The sequence below is a fragment of the Citrobacter sp. R56 genome, from assembly GCF_016811995.1.
Taxonomy (GTDB): domain Bacteria; phylum Pseudomonadota; class Gammaproteobacteria; order Enterobacterales; family Enterobacteriaceae; genus Citrobacter_D; species Citrobacter_D enshiensis.
In genome coordinates, this window is sequence record NZ_CP069159.1 from 227,478 (window position 1) to 251,890 (window position 24,413).

General features: G+C 55.3%; 26 protein-coding genes. 11 read left to right on the plus strand and 15 right to left on the minus strand.

Features of this window, described 5'->3' with window-relative positions; all coding sequences use genetic code 11:
• Nucleotides 1-2: 2 nt before the first annotated feature.
• Nucleotides 3-317, plus strand: a complete 315-nt coding sequence (locus JM656_RS01020) for a putative quinol monooxygenase (protein WP_203359674.1) — start codon at nucleotides 3-5, stop codon at nucleotides 315-317.
• A 33-nt stretch (nucleotides 318-350) separates the two neighbouring features.
• Complete coding sequence (locus JM656_RS01025; RefSeq protein WP_203359675.1) at nucleotides 351-1,517, plus strand: iron-containing alcohol dehydrogenase; 1,167 nt, start codon at nucleotides 351-353, stop codon at nucleotides 1,515-1,517.
• Between the two features lie 51 nt (nucleotides 1,518-1,568).
• Here JM656_RS01025 and nikR read toward each other — a convergent pair whose 3' ends face one another.
• The 8 genes from nikR to JM656_RS01065 all read right to left on the minus strand — a co-directional run bounded on the left by nikR (nucleotide 1,569) and on the right by JM656_RS01065 (nucleotide 8,763).
• Nucleotides 1,569-1,970, minus strand: coding sequence for a nickel-responsive transcriptional regulator NikR (nikR, locus tag JM656_RS01030; RefSeq protein WP_203359676.1), 402 nt, complete (start codon nucleotides 1,968-1,970; stop codon nucleotides 1,569-1,571).
• 15 nt (nucleotides 1,971-1,985) lie between these two features.
• Nucleotides 1,986-2,783, minus strand: coding sequence for a nickel import ATP-binding protein NikE (gene nikE, locus JM656_RS01035; RefSeq protein WP_203359677.1), 798 nt, complete (start codon nucleotides 2,781-2,783; stop codon nucleotides 1,986-1,988).
• Nucleotides 2,780-3,544 carry a nickel import ATP-binding protein NikD gene (nikD, locus tag JM656_RS01040; protein ID WP_203359678.1) on the minus strand — a complete coding sequence of 255 codons (765 nt, stop codon included), beginning with the start codon at nucleotides 3,542-3,544 and terminating at the stop codon, nucleotides 2,780-2,782. Before nikD ends, nikE begins: the two co-directional genes overlap by 4 nt.
• A complete protein-coding gene (gene nikC, locus JM656_RS01045) occupies nucleotides 3,544-4,377 on the minus strand; it encodes a nickel ABC transporter permease subunit NikC (protein WP_203359679.1) in 834 nt (277 codons plus the stop codon). Before nikC ends, nikD begins: the two co-directional genes overlap by 1 nt.
• Nucleotides 4,374-5,318: a nickel ABC transporter permease subunit NikB gene (gene nikB / locus JM656_RS01050; protein ID WP_203359680.1), complete on the minus strand. Its 945-nt coding sequence runs from the start codon at nucleotides 5,316-5,318 to the stop codon at nucleotides 4,374-4,376. Before nikB ends, nikC begins: the two co-directional genes overlap by 4 nt.
• The gene (nikA, locus tag JM656_RS01055; protein ID WP_203361190.1) at nucleotides 5,318-6,892 is read right to left on the minus strand and encodes a nickel ABC transporter substrate-binding protein; all 1,575 of its coding nucleotides are present in this window, start codon (nucleotides 6,890-6,892) and stop codon (nucleotides 5,318-5,320) included. The genes nikB and nikA overlap by 1 nt, the downstream gene beginning before the upstream one ends.
• A gap of 179 nt (nucleotides 6,893-7,071) precedes the next feature.
• Nucleotides 7,072-7,659: a 4'-phosphopantetheinyl transferase AcpT gene (acpT, locus tag JM656_RS01060; protein ID WP_203359681.1), complete on the minus strand. Its 588-nt coding sequence runs from the start codon at nucleotides 7,657-7,659 to the stop codon at nucleotides 7,072-7,074.
• Between the two features lie 54 nt (nucleotides 7,660-7,713).
• Nucleotides 7,714-8,763, minus strand: a complete 1,050-nt coding sequence (locus JM656_RS01065; RefSeq protein WP_203359682.1) for an AI-2E family transporter — start codon at nucleotides 8,761-8,763, stop codon at nucleotides 7,714-7,716.
• Nucleotides 8,764-8,854: 91 nt separating this feature from the next.
• On the opposite strand from JM656_RS01065, the gene JM656_RS01070 reads away from it, so the two are divergent.
• The gene (locus tag JM656_RS01070) at nucleotides 8,855-10,114 is read left to right on the plus strand and encodes an MFS transporter (protein ID WP_203359683.1); all 1,260 of its coding nucleotides are present in this window, start codon (nucleotides 8,855-8,857) and stop codon (nucleotides 10,112-10,114) included.
• Between the two features lie 3 nt (nucleotides 10,115-10,117).
• Here JM656_RS01070 and JM656_RS01075 read toward each other — a convergent pair whose 3' ends face one another.
• Nucleotides 10,118-10,675, minus strand: coding sequence for a DcrB family lipoprotein (locus JM656_RS01075; RefSeq protein WP_192614221.1), 558 nt, complete (start codon nucleotides 10,673-10,675; stop codon nucleotides 10,118-10,120).
• A gap of 72 nt (nucleotides 10,676-10,747) precedes the next feature.
• Nucleotides 10,748-11,413: a 7-cyano-7-deazaguanine/7-aminomethyl-7-deazaguanine transporter gene (locus JM656_RS01080; RefSeq protein ID WP_203359684.1), complete on the minus strand. Its 666-nt coding sequence runs from the start codon at nucleotides 11,411-11,413 to the stop codon at nucleotides 10,748-10,750.
• A gap of 234 nt (nucleotides 11,414-11,647) precedes the next feature.
• Between JM656_RS01080 and tusA the strand changes: the two genes are divergently transcribed.
• A complete protein-coding gene (gene tusA / locus JM656_RS01085) occupies nucleotides 11,648-11,893 on the plus strand; it encodes a sulfurtransferase TusA (RefSeq protein ID WP_162380688.1) in 246 nt (81 codons plus the stop codon).
• Nucleotides 11,894-11,996: 103 nt separating this feature from the next.
• Here tusA and zntA read toward each other — a convergent pair whose 3' ends face one another.
• Together zntA and JM656_RS01095 are read right to left on the minus strand one after the other, a co-directional pair.
• Nucleotides 11,997-14,198, minus strand: coding sequence for a Zn(II)/Cd(II)/Pb(II) translocating P-type ATPase ZntA (gene zntA, locus JM656_RS01090; protein ID WP_203359685.1), 2,202 nt, complete (start codon nucleotides 14,196-14,198; stop codon nucleotides 11,997-11,999).
• Between the two features lie 76 nt (nucleotides 14,199-14,274).
• Complete coding sequence (locus JM656_RS01095; RefSeq protein ID WP_203359686.1) at nucleotides 14,275-14,901, minus strand: lysoplasmalogenase; 627 nt, start codon at nucleotides 14,899-14,901, stop codon at nucleotides 14,275-14,277.
• Between the two features lie 141 nt (nucleotides 14,902-15,042).
• Between JM656_RS01095 and JM656_RS01100 the strand changes: the two genes are divergently transcribed.
• Nucleotides 15,043-15,411, plus strand: a complete 369-nt coding sequence (locus JM656_RS01100; protein WP_203359687.1) for a DUF2500 domain-containing protein — start codon at nucleotides 15,043-15,045, stop codon at nucleotides 15,409-15,411.
• Between the two features lie 24 nt (nucleotides 15,412-15,435).
• On the opposite strand, the gene JM656_RS01105 is transcribed toward JM656_RS01100, so the two are convergent.
• Together JM656_RS01105 and rsmD are read right to left on the minus strand one after the other, a co-directional pair.
• Nucleotides 15,436-15,711 carry a DUF1145 family protein gene (locus JM656_RS01105; RefSeq protein ID WP_192614226.1) on the minus strand — a complete coding sequence of 92 codons (276 nt, stop codon included), beginning with the start codon at nucleotides 15,709-15,711 and terminating at the stop codon, nucleotides 15,436-15,438.
• A gap of 10 nt (nucleotides 15,712-15,721) precedes the next feature.
• Entirely contained in the window at nucleotides 15,722-16,297 is a 576-nt protein-coding gene (rsmD, locus tag JM656_RS01110) for a 16S rRNA (guanine(966)-N(2))-methyltransferase (RefSeq protein WP_203359688.1), read from the minus strand.
• Between the two features lie 150 nt (nucleotides 16,298-16,447).
• Here rsmD and ftsY point away from each other — a divergent pair, with 150 nt between their 5' ends.
• The 6 genes from ftsY to JM656_RS01140 all read left to right on the plus strand — a co-directional run bounded on the left by ftsY (nucleotide 16,448) and on the right by JM656_RS01140 (nucleotide 23,569).
• Nucleotides 16,448-18,034 (plus strand): signal recognition particle-docking protein FtsY, encoded by a 1,587-nt coding sequence (gene ftsY, locus JM656_RS01115; protein ID WP_203359689.1) that lies wholly within the window; start codon nucleotides 16,448-16,450, stop codon nucleotides 18,032-18,034.
• 2 nt (nucleotides 18,035-18,036) lie between these two features.
• Complete coding sequence (ftsE, locus tag JM656_RS01120) at nucleotides 18,037-18,705, plus strand: cell division ATP-binding protein FtsE (protein WP_192614228.1); 669 nt, start codon at nucleotides 18,037-18,039, stop codon at nucleotides 18,703-18,705.
• Nucleotides 18,698-19,756, plus strand: a complete 1,059-nt coding sequence (ftsX, locus tag JM656_RS01125) for a permease-like cell division protein FtsX (RefSeq protein ID WP_203359690.1) — start codon at nucleotides 18,698-18,700, stop codon at nucleotides 19,754-19,756. The genes ftsE and ftsX overlap by 8 nt, the downstream gene beginning before the upstream one ends.
• A gap of 252 nt (nucleotides 19,757-20,008) precedes the next feature.
• A complete protein-coding gene (gene rpoH, locus JM656_RS01130; protein ID WP_045448525.1) occupies nucleotides 20,009-20,863 on the plus strand; it encodes an RNA polymerase sigma factor RpoH in 855 nt (284 codons plus the stop codon).
• A gap of 130 nt (nucleotides 20,864-20,993) precedes the next feature.
• Nucleotides 20,994-22,259, plus strand: coding sequence for a 4-aminobutyrate--2-oxoglutarate transaminase (locus tag JM656_RS01135; RefSeq protein ID WP_203359691.1), 1,266 nt, complete (start codon nucleotides 20,994-20,996; stop codon nucleotides 22,257-22,259).
• 206 nt (nucleotides 22,260-22,465) lie between these two features.
• Nucleotides 22,466-23,569, plus strand: coding sequence for a branched-chain amino acid ABC transporter substrate-binding protein (locus tag JM656_RS01140; protein ID WP_203359692.1), 1,104 nt, complete (start codon nucleotides 22,466-22,468; stop codon nucleotides 23,567-23,569).
• A gap of 85 nt (nucleotides 23,570-23,654) precedes the next feature.
• Here the strand turns inward: JM656_RS01140 and panM are convergent, their stop codons facing one another.
• The gene (gene panM / locus JM656_RS01145; protein WP_203361191.1) at nucleotides 23,655-24,038 is read right to left on the minus strand and encodes an aspartate 1-decarboxylase autocleavage activator PanM; all 384 of its coding nucleotides are present in this window, start codon (nucleotides 24,036-24,038) and stop codon (nucleotides 23,655-23,657) included.
• Nucleotides 24,039-24,413: the final 375 nt, after the last annotated feature.

Genomic DNA, 24,413 nt, shown 5'->3' on the forward strand with positions numbered 1-24,413 from the left:
GAATGGGGAACACGCATCTACAGGTGATTGCCTGGTATTTTGTCCGTGAATCAATGGGCGATAAGGTTGATGAGGCGCTCAGGGCGCTTGCTGACGCATCACGCCGGGAGCCTGAAAACCTCTCGTATGAATTTTTCCGCTCGACGGAAGACCGCGATCGCTTTGTTATTCTGGAAACCTACCGCAGCGCCGACGGCCTTGAACTTCACCGACAAACGGACCACTTCCAACGGATTGGCGTTGGGGTCATCACGCCACTTCTGCTGCGTAAAGAGGTGAAAAGTTTTCTCGTCAATGCCGACGATCCGCGAGGTTAAAAAACGCATATTGTGCAAGCAAGGAATACCTGAATGAATAATGTCATTAAGCCTTTTGAATTTGCGACCGTGGCGGAAATCATTGTTGAGTGGGCGGGCGCGGAGCGACTCGGAGAGATACTGCAAACGCGTTTGCGTGCCCGCAATGCGCTGTTAGTGACCGATCCCGGCCTGGTGAAAGCGGGGGTTCTCCCACCGGTTCTGTTTAGCCTGCGGGAAGCTGGTTTTCAGGTCACCCTTTATGACCAGGTTCAGGCCGATCCTCAGGAGTGTATTGTCCGCAAGGCGACGCGTGTGGCGCGGGAACATCACTGTGACATGGTGATTGGCCTGGGCGGCGGCTCCTCCCTGGATGTGGCTAAACTGGCGGCGGTATTAATCCCCTCAGAACAAGAAGTACAGGATCTGTATGGCATTGGGAAAGTGAGCGGACAGCGTCTGCCGCTGGTGCAGATCCCGACTACCGCAGGGACCGGTTCTGAGGTCACCAATATTGCGATTCTCACCACCGGTGAAAACAGCAAAATGGGGGTTGTCGACAGACAGCTCTATTGCGATCTGGTGCTTCTGGATGCGCAACTGACGCTGGGTTTACCCCGTGTTCATACGGCTGCCGCAGGAATCGATGCCATGGTGCACGCCATTGAGGCGTATACCGGTAAGCACAAGAAAAACCCGATTTCGGATGCGCTTGCCCGTGAGGCGTTATGCTTGATAAGCCGCCATCTGGTCACCGCGTGCCATGACGGACAAAACCGTGAAGCGAGGGAAAGTGTCCTGTTGGGCGCGTTGCTGGCGGGTCAGGCTTTTGCGAACTCGCCCGTTGCCGCCGTGCATGCCTTAGCCTATCCGCTGGGCGGGCGGCATCACATCCCTCACGGCCTCTCGAATGCGCTCATGTTGGTTCCTGTGCTGCGGTTTAATGCTGCGGTGGCGGCGCCGCTCTATGCGGAACTTGCCGCGGTGGTTGGGGTCGGGGGAACCGGTAATGTCGAACAGGATGCGCAGGCGTTTATCGACGAGATGCAACGGATTATCGTGGCTAGCGGCGCACCGCAGCGGCTTCGTGATGTTGATATTCAGCAGGGGGATCTGCCTGTGCTGGCGCATGACGCGATGCAGCAAACTCGCTTATTGGTGAATAATCCGCGGAAACTGAGTGAAGCTGACGCTCTGCAGCTTTATCAGCAGGCATTCTGAGACGAAAACGGATGGCTGATACGCCCGACGGTTTGCCTGTCGGGCGGGATATCACTCTTCCTTCGGCAGACACTGCAAATGACCATGACGCACGCCGCGCTGGGCGATGACATCATCGGCAAAATGTTGGACGTCGCCCATGTCGCCTTTCAGGACGGCAATCTCCAGACAGTCATCGTGATTGATGTGCACATGCAAGGTGGCGACGGACAAATCGTGGTGGTGGTGCTGCGTGGAGACAATGCGGCTGGCTAAATCGCGCTTCTCGTGCTCATAAACGTATGAAAGCACTGCGAAACCCTGGGTGCCGTGCTCTTGCGTCGTCTCCTGCGACAGCGCGCCGCGCAGAATATCGCGGATCGCTTCCGAGCGGTTATTGTAGCCACGGCGCTGACTCAGGCTGTCCAGCGTTTCCAGTAAATCGTCATCGAGGGTGATGGTGACACGTTGCATCTGAGTTAAACCTTATTATTTCCGGCTGCGGCGCACGGGGAATGCGGGAAGTACCGCATTTTGTAGCACACGTCCGGCATCCGTGGAAAACGTTAATGCGTCGCCCACATCCTGCGTCTCCACAATTTTGCCGTCTTCCATCACCATCACGCGATGGCAAAAGCGTTCTACCAGACGTAAATCGTGCGTGATAAACAGACAGGCGGTGCCAAACTGCTGCTGCAATTTTTTGAGCAAGCGGATCACGCCCGCCTGCAATACCAGGTCGAGGTTAGAGACCGCCTCATCAAGAATCAGCAGTTTAGGTTCAACTGTCAGCGCCCGTGCCAGGCAAACACGCTGGAGCTGCCCGCCGCTGAGCTGCGGCGGCCGCTTGTCGAGTACGCTGTCGTCCAGATCCACCGCGTTGAGCATTTCACTGGCGCGGGCCATTTGCTCAGATTTGTTCAGCGACAGCAGATGACGCATCGGCTCGCGCAGGATCTCACGGACGGTTTTGCGCGGGTTCACCGCGCTGATGGAGTCCTGAAACACCATCTGAATATCACGGCGAAACGCTTTTTGCGCCGCGCGGTTAAGCTGGGATAACGGTTTTCCCTGCCAGCACACCTCACCCTGCGTCGGGGATTCTAAACCGACCAGCAGACGCGCGAGGGTGCTTTTGCCACAGCCGCTACGGCCAAGCAGTGCCACGGTTTCGCCCTTTTTCAGGTGCAATGACACCTCTTTCAACACCGCCTGATGCTGATGTTTGCCGCTCAGGTTTGAGTGCGCATACTGGTGCGAAAGGTCAGAGACGGTGAGTAATGTCATGATGCCAGCTCCATACCGTACAGGGCGAGATGCGCCGACACCAGATTACGGGTGATGCTGTGCTGTGGCGCGTTGAACACGGTTTCGACGTCGCCCTGTTCCACGATATTCCCGTTGTCCATGACCGCCACATCGTCCGCCAGCCGCGCGACGACGCCCATATCATGGGTGACCAGCAGCATACCGGGCGCCCGGCGTTGCATAATGCTCTCCAGCAGGTCGAGAATGCGCGCCTGCGCGACAACGTCCAGGTCGGTGGTCGGTTCGTCGGCGACGATAAACGGCGCGTCGCACAGCACCGCCATCGCGATCATCATGCGTTGTAACATCCCGCCGCTCATCTCGAACGGGTAAAGCTTCAGGACGCGCTCCGCGTTCTCCAGCCCCACAGCCTCCAGCGTCTGGATAAGCGTGGCGTCGTCAGCGGGTTTACCTAATGCCAGACCGGTTTCCCGCGCGTGGGCCGCCATGGTGTGCAGCGGATTAAACGCGCTACGCGGGTTCTGCATAATGGTGGCGATTTTGACGCCGCGCAGATCGCAGGGGGAAATGTGTTTACCATCCGCCAGCAGGGATCCCGCCGTTTGACGTACGCCCGCAGGCAGAATGCCCAGCGCCGCCGCGCAGGTCAGCGATTTTCCGCTGCCGCTGCCGCCTACCAGCGCCAGTACCCGCCCGCGTTTGAGCGACAGTGAAACGCCATGCACCAGCGGTCTGTCCGCTGCCAGGGTAATATTCTGTAATTCAATCTGTTGCGGCATCAGTGAGCATGCTCCGTGTCCAGATGGGGATCGAGATGATCGCGCAGTGCGTCACCCACCAGGTTAAAGGCCATCACGCTGATAAACAGCGCCAGACCCGGCCAGAACATTTGTAATGGCTGAGTCCAGATATACTGGCGGGCATCGTTAATCATCACGCCCCATTCCGGGGTGGGCGCGGTGACGCCGAGGCCGAGGAATGACATCCCGGCAACGTGCAGCATCATGTGGCCAATATCCAGCGTCGCCAGCACCAGCAAAGAGGGGATCACCGCCCCGGCCAGATGGTCGACAAACACCCGTACATGACCCGCACCGGAAAGGCGCGATGCGAGCACAAATTCGCGCTGGCGCAGAGAGATGACCAGACTACGCACCATGCGGGCGTACCATGCCCAGTGTGAGAGCGCGATGGCAATGATGACGTTGGTCAGTCCCGTCCCCAACACGCCCACCATAAAAAAGGAGAGGATCGAGGTAGGGAAGGTCATAAACATATCCGCGATGCGCATGGTGATTTGATCAACACGACCGCCGATCAACCCGGCGCTACCGCCGACGGCAAGCCCCAGCGCCAGTACTAACAGCAGACAAGCCATCACCGAACCCAGCGAGACCCGCGTTGCCGCCAGCAGACGAGAAAAAATATCACGACCCAGATGGTCGGTGCCCAGCCAGTGCTGGCTATCCGGGGAGAGCAGACGCGACGATAAATTAATGGCCTGCGGATCGTACGGCAGCCACCACTGGCTGGTGAGCGCAATCATCGCCAGCAGGGCGATAATGACCATTGCCAGGCGCACCGACCAGCGCGAAGAGAGGAAAAAGTTCACGAATGCGCTCCTTCATGGCGGCGAATGCGCGGGTCCAGCGCAGCGTTCAGTAAATCCACAATCAGATTACAGACGACAAAAACCACCACCATCATCAGCGTAAAGCACTGAATAACGGGGTAGTCCCGGTTAAAAATCGCCGAAACCGCATAGCGCCCGACGCCAGGCCAGGCAAAGATGTTTTCGATAATCATGGTGCCGCCAATCAGCTCGCCAATGTGCATGCCCACCGCCGTAATCATCGGCAGTGACGCATTACGCAGAATATGATGACGTTCCGTTTGCTTCTCATTCAGGCCACGCAGACGCGCCCAGGTGACGTGCCGTTGTCCGGCGACCTCGAGCATGCTGGCGCGTAGCAAGCGGGCGTTGATCGCCAGTGACATAAAGGCTATCGACACGGCAGGCAAAACGATGTGCTGCCAGCCGCCGTAACCCATCGCGGGTAGCCATTGCAAATAGACGGAGAAGAACATCACCAGCAAAAAGGCGAGCCAGAAGTTAGGCATCGATACGCCGAGAAAGGCGATGAAACGCACGGCAAAATCTGGCAGACGGTCGCGGTGACGCGCCGCCCAGATGCCGAGCGGTACGGAGGTGAGCAGGATCAACACCAACGCCGCGCCCGCCAGTTGCAGTGTGGCGGGCAGGAAGTTGAGTACGTCATCCAGCACCGGACGCTGAGTGGCGAACGAGATGCCGAAATCCAGATGCAGCGCTTTCCACAGCCAGGTTCCGTACTGGATGGCCAGCGGCTGATCCAGTCCCAGCATGACCCGCGTAGAGGCGACCATTTCCGGCGTCGGCGGCAGGTTAGAGAGACGCAAATAGTCGAGTGCCGGGTCGCCAGTACCCAGGCGCAGCATCAAAAAGATAATCACCGAGGCGGCGAAAACCATCGGGATCAGCAGCAGAATACGCCGCAAAACATAACGTAACATCAGGGTTTCACCGCGCTTATCTGTTCAAATGGGATTTCAGTAGCGATAGGGGCATAAGGGATGGTTCCCAGTGCCGGTTTCGCGACCACCATCATGGAGATGTAGCTGATCGGGAGATAGACCGCGTCGTTGTGCAGGCGGGTCAGAATGTCGCGGTACAACGCCTGGCGCTTGTTCTCGTCGGTGGTGGAAAGCACCTCGCCAATCTCTTTATCGATCAGCGGTTTGTCTGCCAGTCCTTGCTGTGCCTGAAAATCAGCATGTGAGGGAACGCGCATTGAACTCATAAAGGCATGCGGATCGTACGGCGCGCCCCAGGTGCGGTTGAAAACCATGCCGAAGCGCCCGTCGCGCTGGCGGGCGTAAATACTGCTCTCTTCTTCACCGATAAGTAGAACATCGACGCCAACCTGACGCATATCAGCCTGAATGATTTCGGCCATCGATTTGCTCAGCGCATCGGTGCCGATAAACGACAGTTCAATGCGCAGCGGCTGGCCGTTTTTCTCGCGGATCTCTTTCCCTGCGGGCAGAACCCAACCGGCTTTTTCCAGCAGGGATTTGGCCTGCAGCGGGTCATATTCGCGTGGTTTCAGACCAATGTCGGCGTAAGGCACAGAGGGCGAAAACAGCGTATTTGCCACCTGTTGTGTGCCGTACAGCGCATTGTCGATGAGGGATTTTTTGTTCACGGCATGATTCAGCGCTTCGCGAACTGCCAGCTCGTTGGTGGGGGCTTTAGCAGAGTTGAGCGCCAGCATCACGGTTTCAATCGGTTGTGAAAGCTGGGTGTGGTAAGCCGGTGTCTGGCTAAACCGGGCGAACGTGTCGAGGGGCAGCAATCCTTCGTTACCGTAAAGCAGATCGATATCACCGGTTTCAAAGGCCACGGCGCGGGTGGTCGGGTCCGGGATCACCTTGACGGTGATCTGGCGAATCTGGGGTTTTTCTCCCCAGTAATGGTCGTTACGTACCAGCACGTCGTATTGATTGAGCTTCGATTCTTTCAGTATCCACGGACCGGTGCCGATGGGCGCTTTAATACCGTTCATCGTTTCGTTGTTTTTAAATTGCGATGGGGCGATAAAGCGGAATGGACGCGGCAGGGCGAGCTCCTGCAAGAAGGGGTAGTACGCGCTTTTCAGCGTGATTTGCAGCTCGGTTTTGCTCAACGCTTTGACGTCGGTTATCTGATTGGTCAACTCCAGCCAGCTGTGGCGTTGGCGGTTATCTAACACCGTGCGAAAATTCTCCGCCGCAGCGTGCGCATCAAAGACTTCGCCATTAGAGAATGTGACGTCATCGCGCAGGGTAAACACCCAGGTTTTGCCGTCTGCTGAGTGGGTCCAGCTTTTTGCCAGCCACGGTTTCACGGAACCGTCTGCCTGATATTTCACCAACGGTTCATACACCATGCTCTGGGCGAACATTTGATTAGGCGTGTAAAGGTGTGGGTTGAGTGGCCCCACATTTACCGGCCATGCGGTGGTTATCTCGTCAGGTGCGGCGGCATGTGCGAGGAATGACGCACAGGCCAGCAGCGCAAATATAGTGCGGCGTAATCTGGTCAAAATGGTGGCCCCGGATGATGAATAGAAGTACGACTAATTGGGTATGACGATTCTAGGGATTCATCATACTTTTGACGTGTTCTGGATCAATAGATGGGCAAGCAGAAGGGAAAAGTACACAAAAATCGTAGAGTAAATAGGGAGAAACGGGCGCGGGATGCCCGTGTTTCTCAGCGGTTGTATCAGGCAACCGCGTCCAGTCTCTGTACTGATGCGGCGGTTACCTGAAACGGTGTAGGGGTGCATACGGCCAGGCTTAGTGCGTCAAGCTGGCAGTGACTGACCGACAAGGCAGAAGCGAGTGTGCTGTCGACGCTGACAATTTGCCAGGCGGTGCCGCCGCGCTGTTTCACCATCGCTTCTTTGCGTGTCCAGATGCGCCAGAACGCGGCCAGTCGCTGGTCCGGATGCTCAGCTTCCATTTCGGCATGTTCCCCGAGGCTGAATACCGCATTGGCCAGCGCCTGCCAGTTATGGCGTGGACGGATGATTTCGATGTCGCAGCCCACTTCGCCTTCGTCGCTCAGCAGCAGGGCGATGTCATCACCGCTGTGGCTCAGGTTGAACCACAGCGGGGTTTGGGCTGAAAACGCCGGTTTACCCTGTTCGCCGTAAACAATCTCGGGCAAGGGTGAAAGCGCGTGGGAAAGCAGCACACGACCCGCCAGCCAGCGGGCACGGCGCCTGCCTTGTGGGGCTTGAGCGTACAGCGAAGACGGCAGTGCGCCTTGGCTCAGTGTCGACACTTTTCCCAGAACGATCCGGTACATATCAGGACCAACGTTTAATAATAATGGAATTTATACAGTGTATCATTTGTCATCTTATCCCGGTAATCGACTCTTGGGCCGTCCAGGCCCCAGTAATATCGCCAGTTTGCTGCCGCCTTTGGTGGTTTCCATCCAAATTTTGCACACGCTGGTTAAGGGAACAGAAAGTAACATACCTACCGGACCTAATAACCATCCCCATACCAGTAATGAGAGGAATACCACGAGAGTGGACATTCCCAGACGATGCCCCATGATGCGTGGCTCCAGGATATTACCAATAACCATATGGACCACTAAAAAGAGCGCCCCCACCAGGATACATTCATAAAACCCGTTAAATAACAGCGCCTGGATCATCGGCGGCACCGCAGAAATAACGGAACCAATATTGGGGACATAGTTCAGCAGGAAGGCCAGCACGCCCCACATGAGTGCAAACTGAATCCCCATCAGCGCAAGTCCCAGCCAGATAATGGCGCCGGTCCATAAACTCAGCAGCGTTTTCAGCGCCAGATAGTGTGAGACGCCTTTTAACGCCCGATGCAGACCGGCAATGTGGATCTGCGGATTGTTCAGCGCAAAACGCAGTTTGTAGGGGACGTGGCGGACTTCAAACAGCATGAACACGACGGTCATCACCAGCAGCACAACACTGGCCATCGCCCCTGACAGCCCGGTCATCAACGCCGTGGTGAAGGTCATCAGCTTGTCAGAATCAATGCGTTGCAGCATACGCTCCGGCGACAAATGGAGATTGAGAAACGGCACCATCTCTTGCAGATGCAGGAGTTTGCGCGTCAGCTCTTTGTTGTATTTCGGCAGCATAGCAATGAACTCATTCACCGAGGAGGCCAGCACGCCGATCACTGCGGTGAGAACGATGAGCATCACCACGACCACCAGCGTAATCGCCAGTGGACGATGCAAACCCCGACGGATGAACCAGGTGACCAGTGGGTTCAGAACAATGGCGAAAAAGAGCGCCAGTAAGAGTTGCACAATGATATCTGCTGCGGCATGAATCCCGGCCAGAATGACCACTAACGCTGCCAGTTTTAGCAGGATGTGCAAACCCGTTTTGTCAGGCTGAGGGGTCGTCATGTCTACGTCCTTCTTGTGTTCCGTTTGCTAAGTGTAGCGGCTGGCTTGCTACTGCTAATCTGAATCTTGCTGCTGATTTTCGTGGCCGGGCATGATAGAAATGAAACACTGTTGTAAGAACGTGGTGGATCCCATGTCAGAACCCGTCGCTGAACCGGCGCTCAATGGATTACGTCTTAATCTACGCATCGTCTCGGTTGTCATGTTTAACTTCGCCAGCTATCTGACCATCGGCCTGCCGCTCGCGGTACTGCCTGGCTATGTTCATGATGTGATGGGATTTAGCGCCTTCTGGGCGGGGCTGGTCATCAGTCTGCAATACTTTGCGACCCTCCTGAGTCGGCCCCATGCCGGACGATTCGCCGATCTCCTGGGACCGAAAAAAATCGTGGTATTCGGTCTGTGCGGCTGTTTTTTAAGTGGCCTGAGTTATTTTTTGGCAGGTGTCACCAGCGGTTGGCCGATAGCGAGCTTACTGCTGTTGTGTCTGGGACGGCTGATCTTAGGCATCGGCCAAAGCTTTGCGGGCACTGGCTCCACGCTGTGGGGCGTAGGGGTAGTGGGATCGTTGCACATTGGGCGGGTGATTTCGTGGAACGGGATTGTCACCTATGGGGCAATGGCGATGGGGGCGCCGCTCGGTGTGCTGTTCTACGCCTGGGGTGGTTTGCAAGGGCTGGCGATGACGATTATGGGCGTCGCTTTGCTGGCGGTGTTGTTTGCGCTTCCACGTCCCGCCGTGAAAGCCAGTAAAGGCAAACCTTTGCCGTTTCGCGCTGTTCTCGGACGGGTCTGGCTGTACGGCCTGGCCCTGTCGCTGGCGTCTGCCGGATTTGGCGTGATCGCCACCTTCATCACACTGTTTTATGACGCCAAAGGCTGGGACGGCGCGGCGTTCGCCCTCACACTGTTTAGCTGTGCGTTTGTCGGCACGCGTCTGTTGTTTCCCAATGGCATCAATCGGATCGGCGGTTTAAATGTGGCGATGATCTGCTTTGCGGTGGAAGTCGTCGGGCTGCTGCTGGTGGGGGTGGCGGTACTGCCGTGGATGGCGAAAATCGGCGTATTGCTGGCAGGGGCCGGGTTCTCGCTGGTCTTCCCGGCGCTGGGCGTGGTGGCGGTGAAAGCGGTGCCGCAGCAAAACCAGGGCGCAGCGTTGGCAACCTATACCGTGTTTATGGATTTATCGTTGGGCGTCACCGGGCCGCTGGCCGGGCTGGTTATGACATGGGCGGGTGTGCCGGTTATCTATCTAGCGGCGGCAGGACTGGTGGCGGTTGCGTTTTTGTTGACCTGGCGGTTAAAAAAACGGCCCCCGGCAACAATGCAGGAGGCCGTATCATCGTCTTAACCGTTACTGAATGACCAGCGTGTTAATGATGTTTTCAGCGGCAGTTTGCGCTTTTTGCTGATCGTCGGCAGGCAGTGTGATCTGCATGGTCAGCAGTTGGTCGCCCACTTTACCCAGTACGACGGAGGAGTAAGCGGTCTGGCCTTTCGCCGAGATAATGCTGTCTAACTGCTGGAACGTGTGGCCCTTCAGCTCGATAGATTTGTTGGTCACGACCTGCAATTGCGGGTCGCGGCTACGCTGTTGCTCTTCCAGACGTTTCGCCAGTACGGCCAGCTCTTCTTTGGTGTCGTCGCCCACAATCACAATCACGGCTTTCTGGCCGGTGGCGTCAGAATAGACGTGCATATTGTTGGCCTGAGTTCCCAGCTTGCCGCTCTGATCGGTCATCTCTGCCGGCAGTGAGAAGCTGAGTTTGCCATCCATCAGGCTGACAGGTTGTCCGGTTGCGTTACTTTCCGCTGTGGCACCCTCTGCCGGAGCTTTCGTATCGCTGTTATCACAGGCCGCAAGCCCCATAACCAGCAGGCCAATACCGACATATTTAACCAGATTGCGCATTGACTTCTTCCTTTCGATAAACGGCCATAACGGCTCATTCACCCATCTTATCACAACTCGGAAAATGAACCTTTAACTCGTCTGCAATGCCGAGATTTCAGATTTATCTGCCAGCCTTTTCAGCAACATATTCAGCAATACGCCATACATCGGCAGGAAGAAAACAAGGCTGATCAGCACCTTGAATGCGTAGTCGACGAGGGCGATTTCCATCCAGTGCTCGGCCATAAACGCGTCCGGGCTACGCCAGAAAGCGATAAAGAAGAAGGCGAGCGTATCACTGACGTTACCAAACAGCGTCGATGCTGTCGGCGCCAGCCACCAGCGACGATTCTGACGCAGGCGATTAAAGACATGCACATCCAGAATCTGCCCCAGCGCGTAAGCCATAAAACTGGCGGCGGCAATACGGGCGACAAACAGGTTGAAGTGCAACAGCGCGCCAAATCCCTGCCAGGAGCCCATATAGAACAACGACGAGATGACATAGGAGATCAGCAGCGCCGGGATCATTACGGCAAAGATGATTCGGCGTGCCAGCGGCGCGCCAAAAATACGCACGGTCAGATCGGTGGCGAGAAAAATAAAAGGAAAGCTGAACGCGCCCCACGTGGTGTGGAAACCAAAAATGGAAATCGGGAGCTGCACCAGATAGTTACTGGAGGTGATCACCAGCAAATGGAATAGCGATAGCCAGAACAACGCGTTTACGCGCTGCGTTTGAGAGAACTGCGTCATATTGTACCTTTTTAATTAAATTGGGGTGAGGGAACCCATTTCGTGCGACACGCTATTTTACTGGCCCCAATCAAAGGGCTGCGCCAATAACGCGTCTTAACATTTTCAAGCCGCCGCATGATACTGCTTTAACTACGCAATGCAATGGTTGTTTTTCACGCAATCGTTAACCTGATTGGCTTACTCGCAAACTGGGCGTAAACTACGGCCGTTTTTTGCGTAAATGAGACGATAATGACCGATCTGCTTTCTACCCCCGACCATACGCTTGATGCTCAGGGACTGCGCTGCCCGGAACCCGTCATGATGGTGCGTAAAACTGTGCGCAACATGCAGACAGGTGAAACGCTGTTGATTGTCGCCGACGATCCGGCGACGACCCGCGATATTCCTGGTTTTTGTACCTTTATGGAACATGAACTGTTAGCGAAAGAGACGGAATCACTGCCGTATCGCTATTTGATCCGTAAAGGACAGTAAGCGGTGCCGGATGGCGCTTACGCTTATCCGGCCTACAAAGAATAATACTCCACGTGCAGCCCGTAGGCCGGATAAGGCAACGCCGCCATCCGGCACAAACACATTAGCCTTTTCGCAACAACCGCAGCGCGTTCGCAGTCACCAGCACCGTCGCCCCCGTATCAGCCAGCACCGCCAGCCAAAGGCCAGTTATCCCCAGCAGCGTCGTGACGAGGAAAATCCCTTTTAATCCCAGCGCAATGGCGATGTTCTGCCGAATATTGGCGTGGGTCGCGCGCGCCAGTTGAATCATCTGCACCAGGCCGCGCAGGCGGTTATGGGTCAGGGCGGCATCGGCGGTTTCCAGCGCGACGTCCGTACCGCTTCCCATTGCGATGCCAATCGTGGCCGCTTTCATGGCGGGGGCGTCGTTAATACCGTCGCCAACCATCGCCAGCGGCGACTGCTGGTTAAGGGCAGATACGGCCTTGACCTTGTCTTCCGGCAGCAGTCCGGCTTTAAATTCCAGCCCAAGTTCACTGGCGATGGCTGCCGCGGCACGCGGGTTATCGCCGGTCAGGATCACGCCATTCACCCCTAACGTTTTGAGCTCGCTAACGGCGGTGTGGGCATCCTCACGCAACGTATCCTGTAGCGCAATCACGCCAAGTACCGTCTCGTTACGCAGCACCAGCACCACCGTTTGTCCGGCGTTTTCCAGCTCGCCGATCTGCCCGGAGAAGGCGTCGGCAGGTTGTTTACCCGCCGCACAAATCAGTACGCGCTCGCCGTTGACCAGCGCTTCAATGCCGGAGCCGACCAGTGCTCGTTGAGACTGCGCGGCGGGAATACTCAGCTTGCGCGTTTGGGCTTCAGCGACGATGGCCTGTGCCAGCGGGTGCGTCGCCCCTTGTTCCACCGCCGCTGCCAGCGCCAGCAGGTCAGATTCGCTCATTGCTGCAGCCGGATGGATAGCCGTAACACGGGGTTTCCCGACGGTCAGCGTACCGGTTTTATCAAAGGCGACATGGGTGACTCTGCCCAGTTGTTCCAGCGCTGCCCCCCCTTTGATCAGCGCGCCACGGCGCGCCGCGGCGGCCAGTCCGGAGGTAATGGCGGCGGGTGTTGAGATAACCAGCGCGCACGGGCAGCCAATCAGTAACAGCGTCAGACCCTTATAAATCCACTCCTGCCACGAAGCAGCGAACAGCAACGGCGGGACGAGGGTGACCAGCAGCGCGATGGCCATGATCGCCGGGGTATAAATTCGGCTGAAGCGATCGATAAATCGTTCGATCGGCGCGCGGCGTTCTTCGGCCTCTTCAATCAGCTTCAGAATGCGGTCAATCGCACTGGCGCCAGGTTCAGAAAGCACTTCGAGCGTAACAAGACGGTCAACGCTGGTAGCGCCCGCGGGCACTTTTTCGCCTGTTGCCCGTTCAACCGGGATGGATTCACCTGTCAGCGCGCTCTCATCAAAACTGGCAAAACCGGAAACCAGTTTACCGTCGGCGGGCAAGCGACCACCGGCGGCAACTTCAATCGTATCCCCCGGTTGCAGGGTAGCGATCGCCACCTCTTCACGCTGTCCGTTACGGATGCGCGTGGCGGTTTCTGGCTTGAGCGCCATCAGCGCGCTAACCCCTTTACGAGCGCGGCTGGCAGCCCAACCCTCCAGGCGTTCGCCAATCAGGAACAGCAGCAGCACCATTGCCGCCTCTGCGGTTGCGCCAATAAACAGCGCGCCAATGGCGGCGACGCTCATCAGCGTTTCAATGGCGAAGTAGCTGCCGGTTTTCATCAGGCGCAGCGCCTGGCGGGCAATCGGGTAGAGACCGACCAGCGTGGTGGCGATAAACGCGAACTGACCAAAAGGATGGTTGAACTGCTCCAGCCCCCAGCTGATAGCCATCATGATGGTAAGCGTAATCAATGGCAGGTTTTCTTTAAACCGGGACTCAGCGGCGTCTTCCGGTGCCTGTTCGTCGCGCAGGGTGTAGCCCGCGTTTTGGACGGCGCTTTCAATTTGCTGACGCAGATCGGGGCCTGCGTCTACCACCAGTTTTTCCGTCGCGAAGAGAACCTGAACCTGATTGACGCCGCTCACCTGGCGTACCGCATTCTCAACTTTTCGCGCGCAGGCGGCGCAATCCATACCCGCGACTTTCCAGGTATAACGGGTGCCTTCAATAGCGTCGGAAACAAGGGGGGCAGGGGTGCTACACGTCCCTTCACAGCAGCAGTCATCTGACTTCTGTGGCGCGGGAGCAAGGGTAAAGGATGAAAATTGTGGTGCCTTTTTGCCATCAGTTTCGGGTGTCGACATGGCATCCTCCGGTCGATGATAATTTTCTCATTAACCGAAGGATACACTCTGGAGTCGACTCCAGAGTCAAGCGTTATTAGAGATAAAGTGAGCGAACAATCAGGAAGTGCCCCGCGAAGTAGCAGGCGGCGGCAATCGCGTTATCCGCACGGAAGCGATAGCGATAGTGACTCCCCAGCCAGACAATATTGCCAATGAACAACAACGCCGCCCCCATAAACGCAGAAAATGCCGGAGCGGTGGGGCGGAAGAACCACAGTTCACCGGCCAGCCAGACCATCACCAGCGTCATCGCGATAAACGTACACACCGGTAAGCGTAACTCTTCCAGACGCGTCCAGATGACTGCGATCAGCAGCGCGCCCAGCACCAGCAGTACCAGCGGCAGCGGCCAGAAGAAAGAGAGTGTCATCTGGCTGGCGAAGTAGATGGTGTACAGCAGGTGCGACAGGAAGAACGCGCCAATGGCATACAACAGACGCTGGCGAGGCAGCAGTGTCAGCGCGTCGCCCACCAGTGTGGCGCACAACCCCGCGAGGACCAGGTAGCTGACGGCACTGAACATCGGCGCTTGCCAGGCCAGTAACAGCAGGAGTAATAGAGTGACGGGTTTAAAGACCCAACGTTGCCACGCAGGCCCACGATAAGAAGCATCCACAAATAACCATGCGGAAAGACAGACAGCGATAAACGACCAAAGCATCTTAGTTCCTTGAATTCGTTATTTTTTCGCAAGCGATATGCTCACGGCCATAGTGTCCAGTGTAGAGGCGGGTACAGGCGGATGACAACACCATAACAGGCAAGGTATGCTTATTTCCGTATTTTCTGATGGGTTAAGAACATGAGTAAGCCACCTCTTTTTTTCATTGTTATCATTGGGTTGATTGTCGTTGCTGCGTCGTTTCGCTTTGTTCAACAGCGGCGTGAAAAAGCGGATAACGAGAGCGCGCCGTTACTGCAAAAGGCGGTGGTGGTCAGTAATAAACGCGAAAAACCGATCGATGACCGACGCTCGCGCCAGCAGCAGGTCACCCCGGCGGGCACGAGTATGCGTTATGAAGTGAGCTTTAAACCGCAGAGTGGCGGTCTGGAACACACCTTCCGTCTGGATGCGCAGCAATATCATGCGCTGACCGTGGGAGACAAAGGCACGCTGAGTTACAAAGGAACGCGCTTTGTCGATTTTGTGGGTCAGACAGAGGCCCGGTAACTGTGGCGCCACCGGGCAAAAAAATCACTTCTTCATCTGTGACTTCAGTTTCTTCTGCCAGACCAGCAGTTCAAACACACCGAACAGGAAAATGCGGATTTTTTCACCGGTAGTCATTTGCGGCCCCTCTTTTGGCAAGGTGCTTTTCAGCAACGCGAGCTGCATACCGTGCATCAACGCCATAAAGATCAGCGCGACGTTCACGAAGATATTGAGTGGCCGTGGGAAAGGTTGTACTACGTTAAGCAACAAAAATGCCCAGACGCAGAGCATCAACAACCGTCCCAGATTAATCAACATTACGTTCTCCTTATTTTTCTCTTTGATATAAACGGTATGCGACTTGCCCGGCCACTTTTTCGCGATACAGCGACCAGTTTTCCGGGACGGGCGGCAGACCGTTTTCGACTTCGCTTTCGATATAAATATAGGCTTCATCAGCCAGCCAACCGTGCATTTCCAGTAACGTTAGCGTCTCTTCCAGCAGTCCTTTACGAAAGGGGGGATCGACGAAGACCACGTTGTGCGGTGTTCCGGTTTGGGCAAGGTGCGCCAGGGTGTTGGCGTTGATGACCCGGGCATTGCTGGCTTTCAGCGTCGCCAGATTTTTTTGCAACTGTTGGGAAACCGCGCGATCCATCTCCAGTAGCGTCGCGCCTGCCGCGTAGCGGGACAGCGCCTCCAGCCCCAGTGCGCCGCTGCCTGCAAAACAGTCCAGACAGTGGGCGTCGACCATGACGGGCGCCAGCCAGTTGAACAGCGTTTCGCGGACCCGGTCCGTCGTCGGGCGCAGACCCGGGCTGTCCGGAACCGGGAGTTTACGACCTCGCCATTGTCCGCCAATAATCCGGATTTGACCGCTGCCTGAGTGATTCGGTTTTTTCATGTCAATAATGGTCCAATCCGCGGCTGATACGTAATACCAGGCGGTGATGTGAATTAAGTTAAGTGATAGACTATTTCATCATTTTTATAGCTGCTATGTACATAGCGTTGACGCTGTGCCATGAAGCAACAGCGGGGAGTATGGTCGCAAATGGCGAAAGAGAAAAAACGTGGCTTTTTTTCCTGGCTGGGCTTTGGTCAAAAAGAGCAGGCACCGGAAAACGAGACAGAACTAAAAAGCGAAGAACAACAACAGGTTACTGATGAGGTTGTTGCGACTGAAGAGCAGCAGCACGCCCCGGAACCGCACAAAGACGCTGAATCGGAAGCTTTTGCCGCTGAAGTGGTAGAGGTCACTGAGCAAGTTGCCGAAAGTGAAAAATCGCAGCCGGAGCCAGCCATTGTTGACGCCGCGCCGGTCGAATCCGACGTTGAACCACAGCCAGAGGTCGTAGAAACGCCCGCTGCGATCGTCGAAGAACCGGTTGTTGAAACACCCGCCCCGGCCGTTGCTGTCGCCGATGTTATCGAACATGAAGTGCTGCCGTTGCCGGAAGAGGTGAAAGCCGAAGAGATTTCACCGCAAGAGTGGCAGGCGGAAGCGGAAACCGTCGAAATCATTGAGGCGGTCGAGGAAGCAGCGGAAAACGAACCCGAATTAACCGACGAAGAGCTGGAAGCGCAGGCGCTGGCCGCCGACGCGGAAGAAGAAGCGGCAGAAGAAGTCGAAGAGACAGAAGAGCCGGTTGTTGACGCCGCAGAGGTACAAGAAGAGACGCCGGTTGAAGAGAGCGCTCAGGAACAGGAAAAACCGACCAAAGAAGGTTTCTTTGCGCGCCTGAAACGCAGTCTGCTGAAAACCAAAGAAAACCTCGGTTCCGGATTTATCAGTCTGTTCCGTGGAAAGAAAATCGACGATGATCTCTTCGAAGAGCTGGAAGAGCAGTTGCTGATCGCCGATGTCGGGGTGGAAACCACCCGCAAGATTATTGCTAATCTGACCGACGGCGCGAGCCGTAAGCAACTGCGCGATGCCGAAGCGCTCTACGGGTTGCTCAAGGATGAAATGGGCGAGATTCTGGCGAAAGTCGAAGAACCGTTGAATGTGGAAGGCAAAACCCCGTTTGTTATTTTAATGGTTGGCGTGAATGGCGTGGGTAAAACCACCACCATCGGTAAGCTGGCGCGTCAATTTGAACAGCAGGGCAAATCCGTGATGCTGGCGGCAGGGGACACCTTCCGTGCCGCGGCGGTGGAGCAGTTGCAGGTTTGGGGGCAACGTAACAACATTCCGGTGATTGCTCAGCACACTGGCGCAGATTCCGCTTCCGTGATCTTTGATGCGATTCAGGCAGCGAAGGCGCGTAACGTTGACGTGTTGATCGCCGATACGGCAGGTCGCTTGCAGAACAAAGCGCACCTGATGGAAGAATTGAAGAAAATCGTTCGCGTCATGAAGAAACTGGATGAAGACGCGCCGCATGAAGTTATGCTGACTATCGATGCCAGCACCGGGCAGAATGCGATAAGCCAGGCCAAACTGTTCCACGAAGCGGTGGGTTTGACCGGTATCACTCTGACCAAGCTGGACGGAACGGCGAAAGGGGGAGTTATCTTCTCGGTTGCCGATCAGTTTGGCATTCCTATCCGCTATATTGGTGTGGGCGAACGTATCGAGGATTTACGTCCGTTTAAAGCGGGCGATTTTATAGAGGCACTTTTTGCCCGAGAGGATTAACAATGATTCGCTTTGAACATGTCAGCAAGGCCTATCTCGGTGGGAGACAAGCGCTGCAAGGGGTCACATTCCACATGCAGCCTGGCGAGATGGCGTTCCTGACCGGTCACTCAGGTGCGGGGAAAAGTACCCTGCTGAAGCTGATCTGTGGGATTGAGCGGCCAAGCGCCGGGAAAATCTATTTCAGCGGGCATGACATCACGCGTTTGAAAAACCGTGAAGTGCCGTTTCTGCGCCGTCAGATCGGGATGATTTTCCAGGATCACCACCTGTTGATGGATCGTACGGTCTTCGACAACGTGGCGATCCCGTTGATTATTGCGGGCGCCAGCGGAGACGACATTCGTCGTCGCGTCTCGGCGGCACTGGATAAAGTTGGCCTGTTGGACAAAGCGAAGAACTTCCCGATTCAACTTTCCGGCGGTGAGCAGCAACGTGTGGGCATCGCCCGGGCAGTGGTGAACAAACCGGCAGTATTACTGGCGGATGAACCGACCGGGAACCTGGATGACGCGCTGTCGGAAGGGATCTTACGTCTGTTCGAAGAGTTTAACCGCGTCGGGGTGACGGTACTGATGGCAACGCACGACATTGGGCTCATTTCCCGCCGTTCGTATCGGATGCTGACCCTGAGCGATGGACATTTGCATGGAGGCGAGGCCCGTGAATAAGCGCGACGCGATTAATCAAATCAGGCAATTCGGTGGTCGACTGGACCGCTTCCGTAAATCTGGCGGCGCGTCCCCAGACGGTGGCCGCAATGCGCCAAAGCGTGCGAAGTCTGCGCCAAAACCCAATTCGCGTAAAACCAACGTCTTTAACGAACAGGTTCGCTACGCGTTCCAGGGGGCGTTACAGGATCTGAAAAGCAAACCACTGGCGACGTTTCTGACGGTGATGGTTATCGCGATCTCCCTGACCCTGCCAAGCGTGTGCTACATGGTTTACAAAAACGTGAACCATGCGGCGACGCAATATTACCCTTCTCCGCAGATCACCGTATATCTGCAAAAAACGCTGGATGATGACGCAGCGGCAGGAGTGGTGGCGCAGTTACAGGGCGAGCAGGGCGTGGAAAAAGTGAATTACCTGTCGCGAGATGACGCACTGGGCGAGTTCCGTAACTGGTCCGGATTTGGCGGCGCGCTGGACATGCTGGAAGAGAACCCGCTGCCGGCCGTGGCGGTAGTGGTGCCGAAACTCGACTTCCAGGGAACGGACTCGTTGAATACGCTGCGCGATCGGATTTCGCAAATTAACGGTATCGACGAAGTGCGCATGGATGATAGCTGGTTTGCCCGTCTCGCAGCGCTGACTGGTCTGGTTGGCCGGGTATCGGCGATGATCGGCGTACTGATGGTGGCGGCGGTCTTCCTCGTCATCGGCAACAGCGTGCGCCTGAGCATCTTTGCCCGTCGCGACACCATTAACGTACAGAAATTGATCGGCGCGACAGACGGTTTTATTCTGCGTCCGTTCCTGTATGGCGGTGCACTGCTGGGCTTCTCTGGCGCATTTCTTTCTCTGATTTTGTCAGAAATTTTGGTGATGCGACTGTCGTCTGCCGTGACCGAAGTGGCGCAGGTTTTCGGAACGAAATTTGATATCAACGGATTATCGTTCGACGAGTGTCTGCTGTTGTTGCTGGTGTGCTCAATGATTGGCTGGGTGGCGGCCTGGCTTGCCACGGTACAACATTTACGTCACTTTACTCCCGACTAAAAAAACCGTGATATAATCTTTCCCTGCAATGAATTCCCGTTCGCAGGGAAAGAGCTTCAAAAAAATCTCCTGTCCCTGCCCCCGTATTTTTCAAAACGGTGTCACATTTTGTGCGTAGTTTATTCACAGCGTTGCATTGAACTTGTGGATAGAATCACTGTCTGATAAAAATGTGAATGATATTCTCGTTGCTCATAAGCTCTGGCATGATTGTTGTTGTAACGCCGGAAGATAAAGATTGAGAGGATTTGAATGACCAAAGAAATGCAAAATTTAGCTTTAGCCCCTGTTGGTAACCTGGAGTCTTACATCCGGGCTGCAAACGCGTGGCCGATGTTGTCGGCTGACGAGGAGCGGGCACTTGCTGAAAAGCTGCATTACCAGGGCGATCTGGAGGCAGCGAAGACGCTGATTCTGTCTCACCTGCGCTTTGTTGTTCATGTTGCTCGTAACTATGCGGGCTATGGCCTGCCGCAGGCGGATCTGATTCAGGAAGGTAACATCGGCCTGATGAAAGCCGTGCGCCGTTTCAACCCGGAAGTGGGTGTGCGCCTGGTCTCCTTCGCCGTGCACTGGATCAAAGCTGAGATCCACGAATATGTTCTGCGTAACTGGCGTATCGTCAAAGTGGCGACCACCAAAGCGCAGCGTAAGCTGTTCTTCAACCTGCGTAAAACCAAGCAGCGTCTGGGCTGGTTTAATCAGGATGAAGTCGAAATGGTGGCGCGCGAGCTGGGTGTCTCCAGCAAAGACGTTCGCGAAATGGAATCCCGTATGGCGGCGCAGGACATGACGTTTGATATGTCCTCGGACGATGAGTCCGACAGCCAGCCGATGGCGCCGGTGCTCTATCTGCAGGACAAATCGTCTAACTTTGCCGACGGCATTGAAGACGACAACTGGGAAGAGCAGGCGGCAAACCGTCTGACTGACGCCATGCAGGGGTTGGACGAACGTAGCCAGGACATCATTCGTGCGCGTTGGCTGGATGAAGACAACAAGTCTACTTTGCAGGAACTGGCCGATCGCTACGGCGTTTCCGCAGAACGTGTGCGCCAGCTTGAAAAGAACGCCATGAAAAAACTTCGCGCCGCTATCGAAGCGTAATTCCCGCGAAGTCCCCGAAAAAACCCTGGATAAATGTCCGGGGTTTTTGTTTTTTTAACGCCTGCTCTGGCGAATTTTCTCCCCCTGGCAAACACTTACCGATGGGTTGTGCGCATCTTAGGGGATGAAAATGAAAAATAACGAACTGAATGAACGGCGTTTACAGGCGACGCCGCGCGGTATCGGCGTGATGTGCGATTTTTATGCCGACAGAGCAGAAAACGCTACGCTGTGGGACGTGGAAGGCAATGAGGTGATTGATTTTGCCGCCGGTATTGCGGTGCTTAACACCGGCCATCGACACCCAAAAATTATCGCTGCCATTGAGAAGCAGCTTCAGTCATTCACCCATACGGCTTATCAAATCGTTCCTTATGAAAGCTACGTCCGGCTTGCGGAACGCATCAACGAACGTGTCCCCATCAACGGTCCGGTAAAAACCGCCTTTTTCTCTACCGGGGCGGAAGCGGTAGAGAACGCGGTAAAGATTGCCCGAGCCTACACCAAACGGCCCGGGCTGATTACCTTTGGCGGCGCCTTCCATGGGCGGACCTTTATGACCATGGCGCTGACCGGAAAGGTCGCTCCCTACAAAATTGGCTTTGGACCGTTCCCCGGGTCGGTGTATCACGCCCAGTATCCTAATGCGGTGCACGGGGTCAGCACGGCAGACGCGCTGCAAAGCCTGGAGCGAATTTTCAAAGCGGATATCGCGCCCGATCAGGTGGCGGCAATCATCCTTGAGCCGGTACAGGGTGAAGGGGGCTTTAACGTCGCGCCCGGTGAATTTATGCACGCGCTGCGCGCACTGTGCGATACCCACGGTATTCTCCTGATTGCCGATGAGGTGCAGACCGGTTTCGCCCGTACAGGCAAACTGTTTGCGATGGAGCATTACAGCGTGCAACCCGATCTCATCACGATGGCGAAAAGCCTGGCTGGCGGGATGCCGCTGTCGGCGGTTGCCGGACGCGCCGACATTATGGATGCGCCAGCGCCTGGAGGGCTCGGCGGCACCTACGCCGGGAATCCGCTGGCCGTTGCCGCCGCGCATGCCGTACTGGATGTGATTGACGACGAGAAGCTGTGCGCGCGTGCCGCCGCGTTAGGCCAACATCTGGTTGAGGCGCTCAACACGGCCAAAGCGAATTGTCCGCATATTGCGGATATTCGTGCACAGGGCTCCATGGTAGCGGTGGAGTTTAACTGCCCGTCTTCCGGCCAGCCATCCCCTGAATTTACCCGCCAGGTGCAGAGTAAAGCGCTGGCGCAAGGACTCTTGCTGCTCAGTTGCGGCGTTTACGGCAATGTGATTCGCTTTCTCTACCCGCTGACTATCCCCGACGCGCAATTTCGCAAAGCGCTGGAGATTATTACGCACTCGCTGACACGATAAACCTGCGCCGCCCATTGCGGCGGCCACTTTTTTTGTCATCAACTTGTTATCTGACTGTCAAATTAGCTATTCCAAAATCTTAAAAATCGGGTATGTTTTAGCAGAGTGTGCTGAAAAAGCGTGAACTGCACACCTATAATTGAAATAAAACGCTAAACAACAACATCACAACACACGTAATAACCACAATAATGGGGATTCTCAGGATGAATATGAAGGGTAAAGCGTTATTGGCAGGATGTATCGCCCTGTCTTTGAGCAATATGGCGTTTGCTAAGGATATTAAAGTCGCGGTCGTCGGCGCAATGTCAGGTCCGGTCGCGCAGTATGGCGATCAGGAATTTACGGGTGCGGAGCAGGCGATTGCCGATATCAACGCGAAAGGTGGCATTAAAGGCGACAAACTGGTCGTCGTGAAATATGACGATGCCTGTGACCCGAAACAAGCGGTTGCAGTCGCCAACAAAGTGGTTAACGACGGCATTAAGTACGTTATTGGTCACCTGTGCTCTTCATCCACCCAGCCTGCGTCTGACATCTATGAAGACGAAGGCATTCTGATGATCACGCCAGCGGCAACCGCGCCGGAACTGACTGCGCGTGGCTATAAATTGCTTCTGCGTACCACCGGTCTGGATTCTGACCAGGGACCCACGGCGGCGAAATACATTCTGAATAGCGTGAAACCGAAGCGTATCGCGATCATTCACGATAAACAGCAATACGGTGAAGGTCTGGCGCGTGCCGTTCAGGACGACCTGAAAAAAGGTAATGCCGACGTCGTATTCTTTGACGGTATTACGGCTGGCGAGAAAGATTTCTCTACGCTGGTGGCGCGTCTGAAGAAAGAGAATATCGACTTTGTCTACTACGGCGGTTACCACCCGGAGATGGGGCAGATCCTGCGTCAGGCTCGCGCGGCGGGTCTGAAAACGCAGTTTATGGGACCAGAAGGGGTGGCGAACGTCTCCCTGTCTAACATTGCCGGTGAATCTGCCGAAGGGATGTTGGTAACGAAGCCGAAGAACTACGATCAGGTGCCGGCGAACAAACCAATTGTGGATGCCATCAAGGCGAAGAAGCAGGATCCGAGCGGTGCGTTCGTATGGACCACCTATGCGGCACTGCAATCTCTGCAGGCAGGTCTGAATCAGTCTGAAGATCCGGCTGAGATCGCCAACTACCTGAAAGCGAACACCGTAGAAACCGTGATGGGGCCGCTCTCCTGGGATGAGAAAGGCGATCTGAAGGGCTTCGAATTCGGCGTCTTTGACTGGCACGCCAACGGTACGGCGACCGACGCTAAATGACGGCATTGCCCGGTGACGCTTTGCTTACCGGGCCTACAACGAGCAATTCCCAGGCCGGGTAAGGCGCAGTCGCCACCCGGTTTTTTTACCGCTTCTCCCAGCCATTCTCCTGGGCTGTAAAACCCAACGCCTGCATAAACGCCGCCATCACAACCCGGTTCTCAACGCCGACATCCGCCATCCACCAGGAGACGACGTTCGGGTTATCGCGCAGCACTTCTTCGACCAAATATTGCCCCACGCCACGGCGTCGTGTGACTTCGCGTATACGCAATGAATCCAGCGCGCCTTGCGTTGTCCCGAGAGTGACCCGCACTGCTCCCAGTAGACGCTCATTAAAGCGCGCGGCGTAGATCCGGTGCGTTTCATCAAGTGTTAACGAGGAGGCTGAATATTCCGGCCAAATTTTGCCCAGATCGATGCGATCCTGGGCGCTGAAGTTTTCTAAACGAATGATGGTCAGCTTCATCAACAGCATGTCCAAATCTCAAAAGATAGGGACAGTTTACCGAAATAATTTCCCCGGAGGCTTTCTCTTTTTTCTATCATTTGTTAGGTGATTAATGTTTTGACAGCGAAAAGTACAGTTTGAAACATTAGAGAATGAAAATTAGGCAGAATAATTCCCTGAAAGGCAGTGTTTTATTCCGCCCTTTGTATCGTTATTTTATGCTGACAACGGCGCTTTTTTTTGTTTATCTATAGTGAAAAGCAGAATATTATCTTTTCTTAATAGACTGAAAAATAGAGATTTTAATCTGTATTTGCTTAAAAGGCATCGCTAAACCATTAATGGGATTGATAAAAGTAGCGAAGTTCAAAAAAAGCACAGACTGCTTTTTGA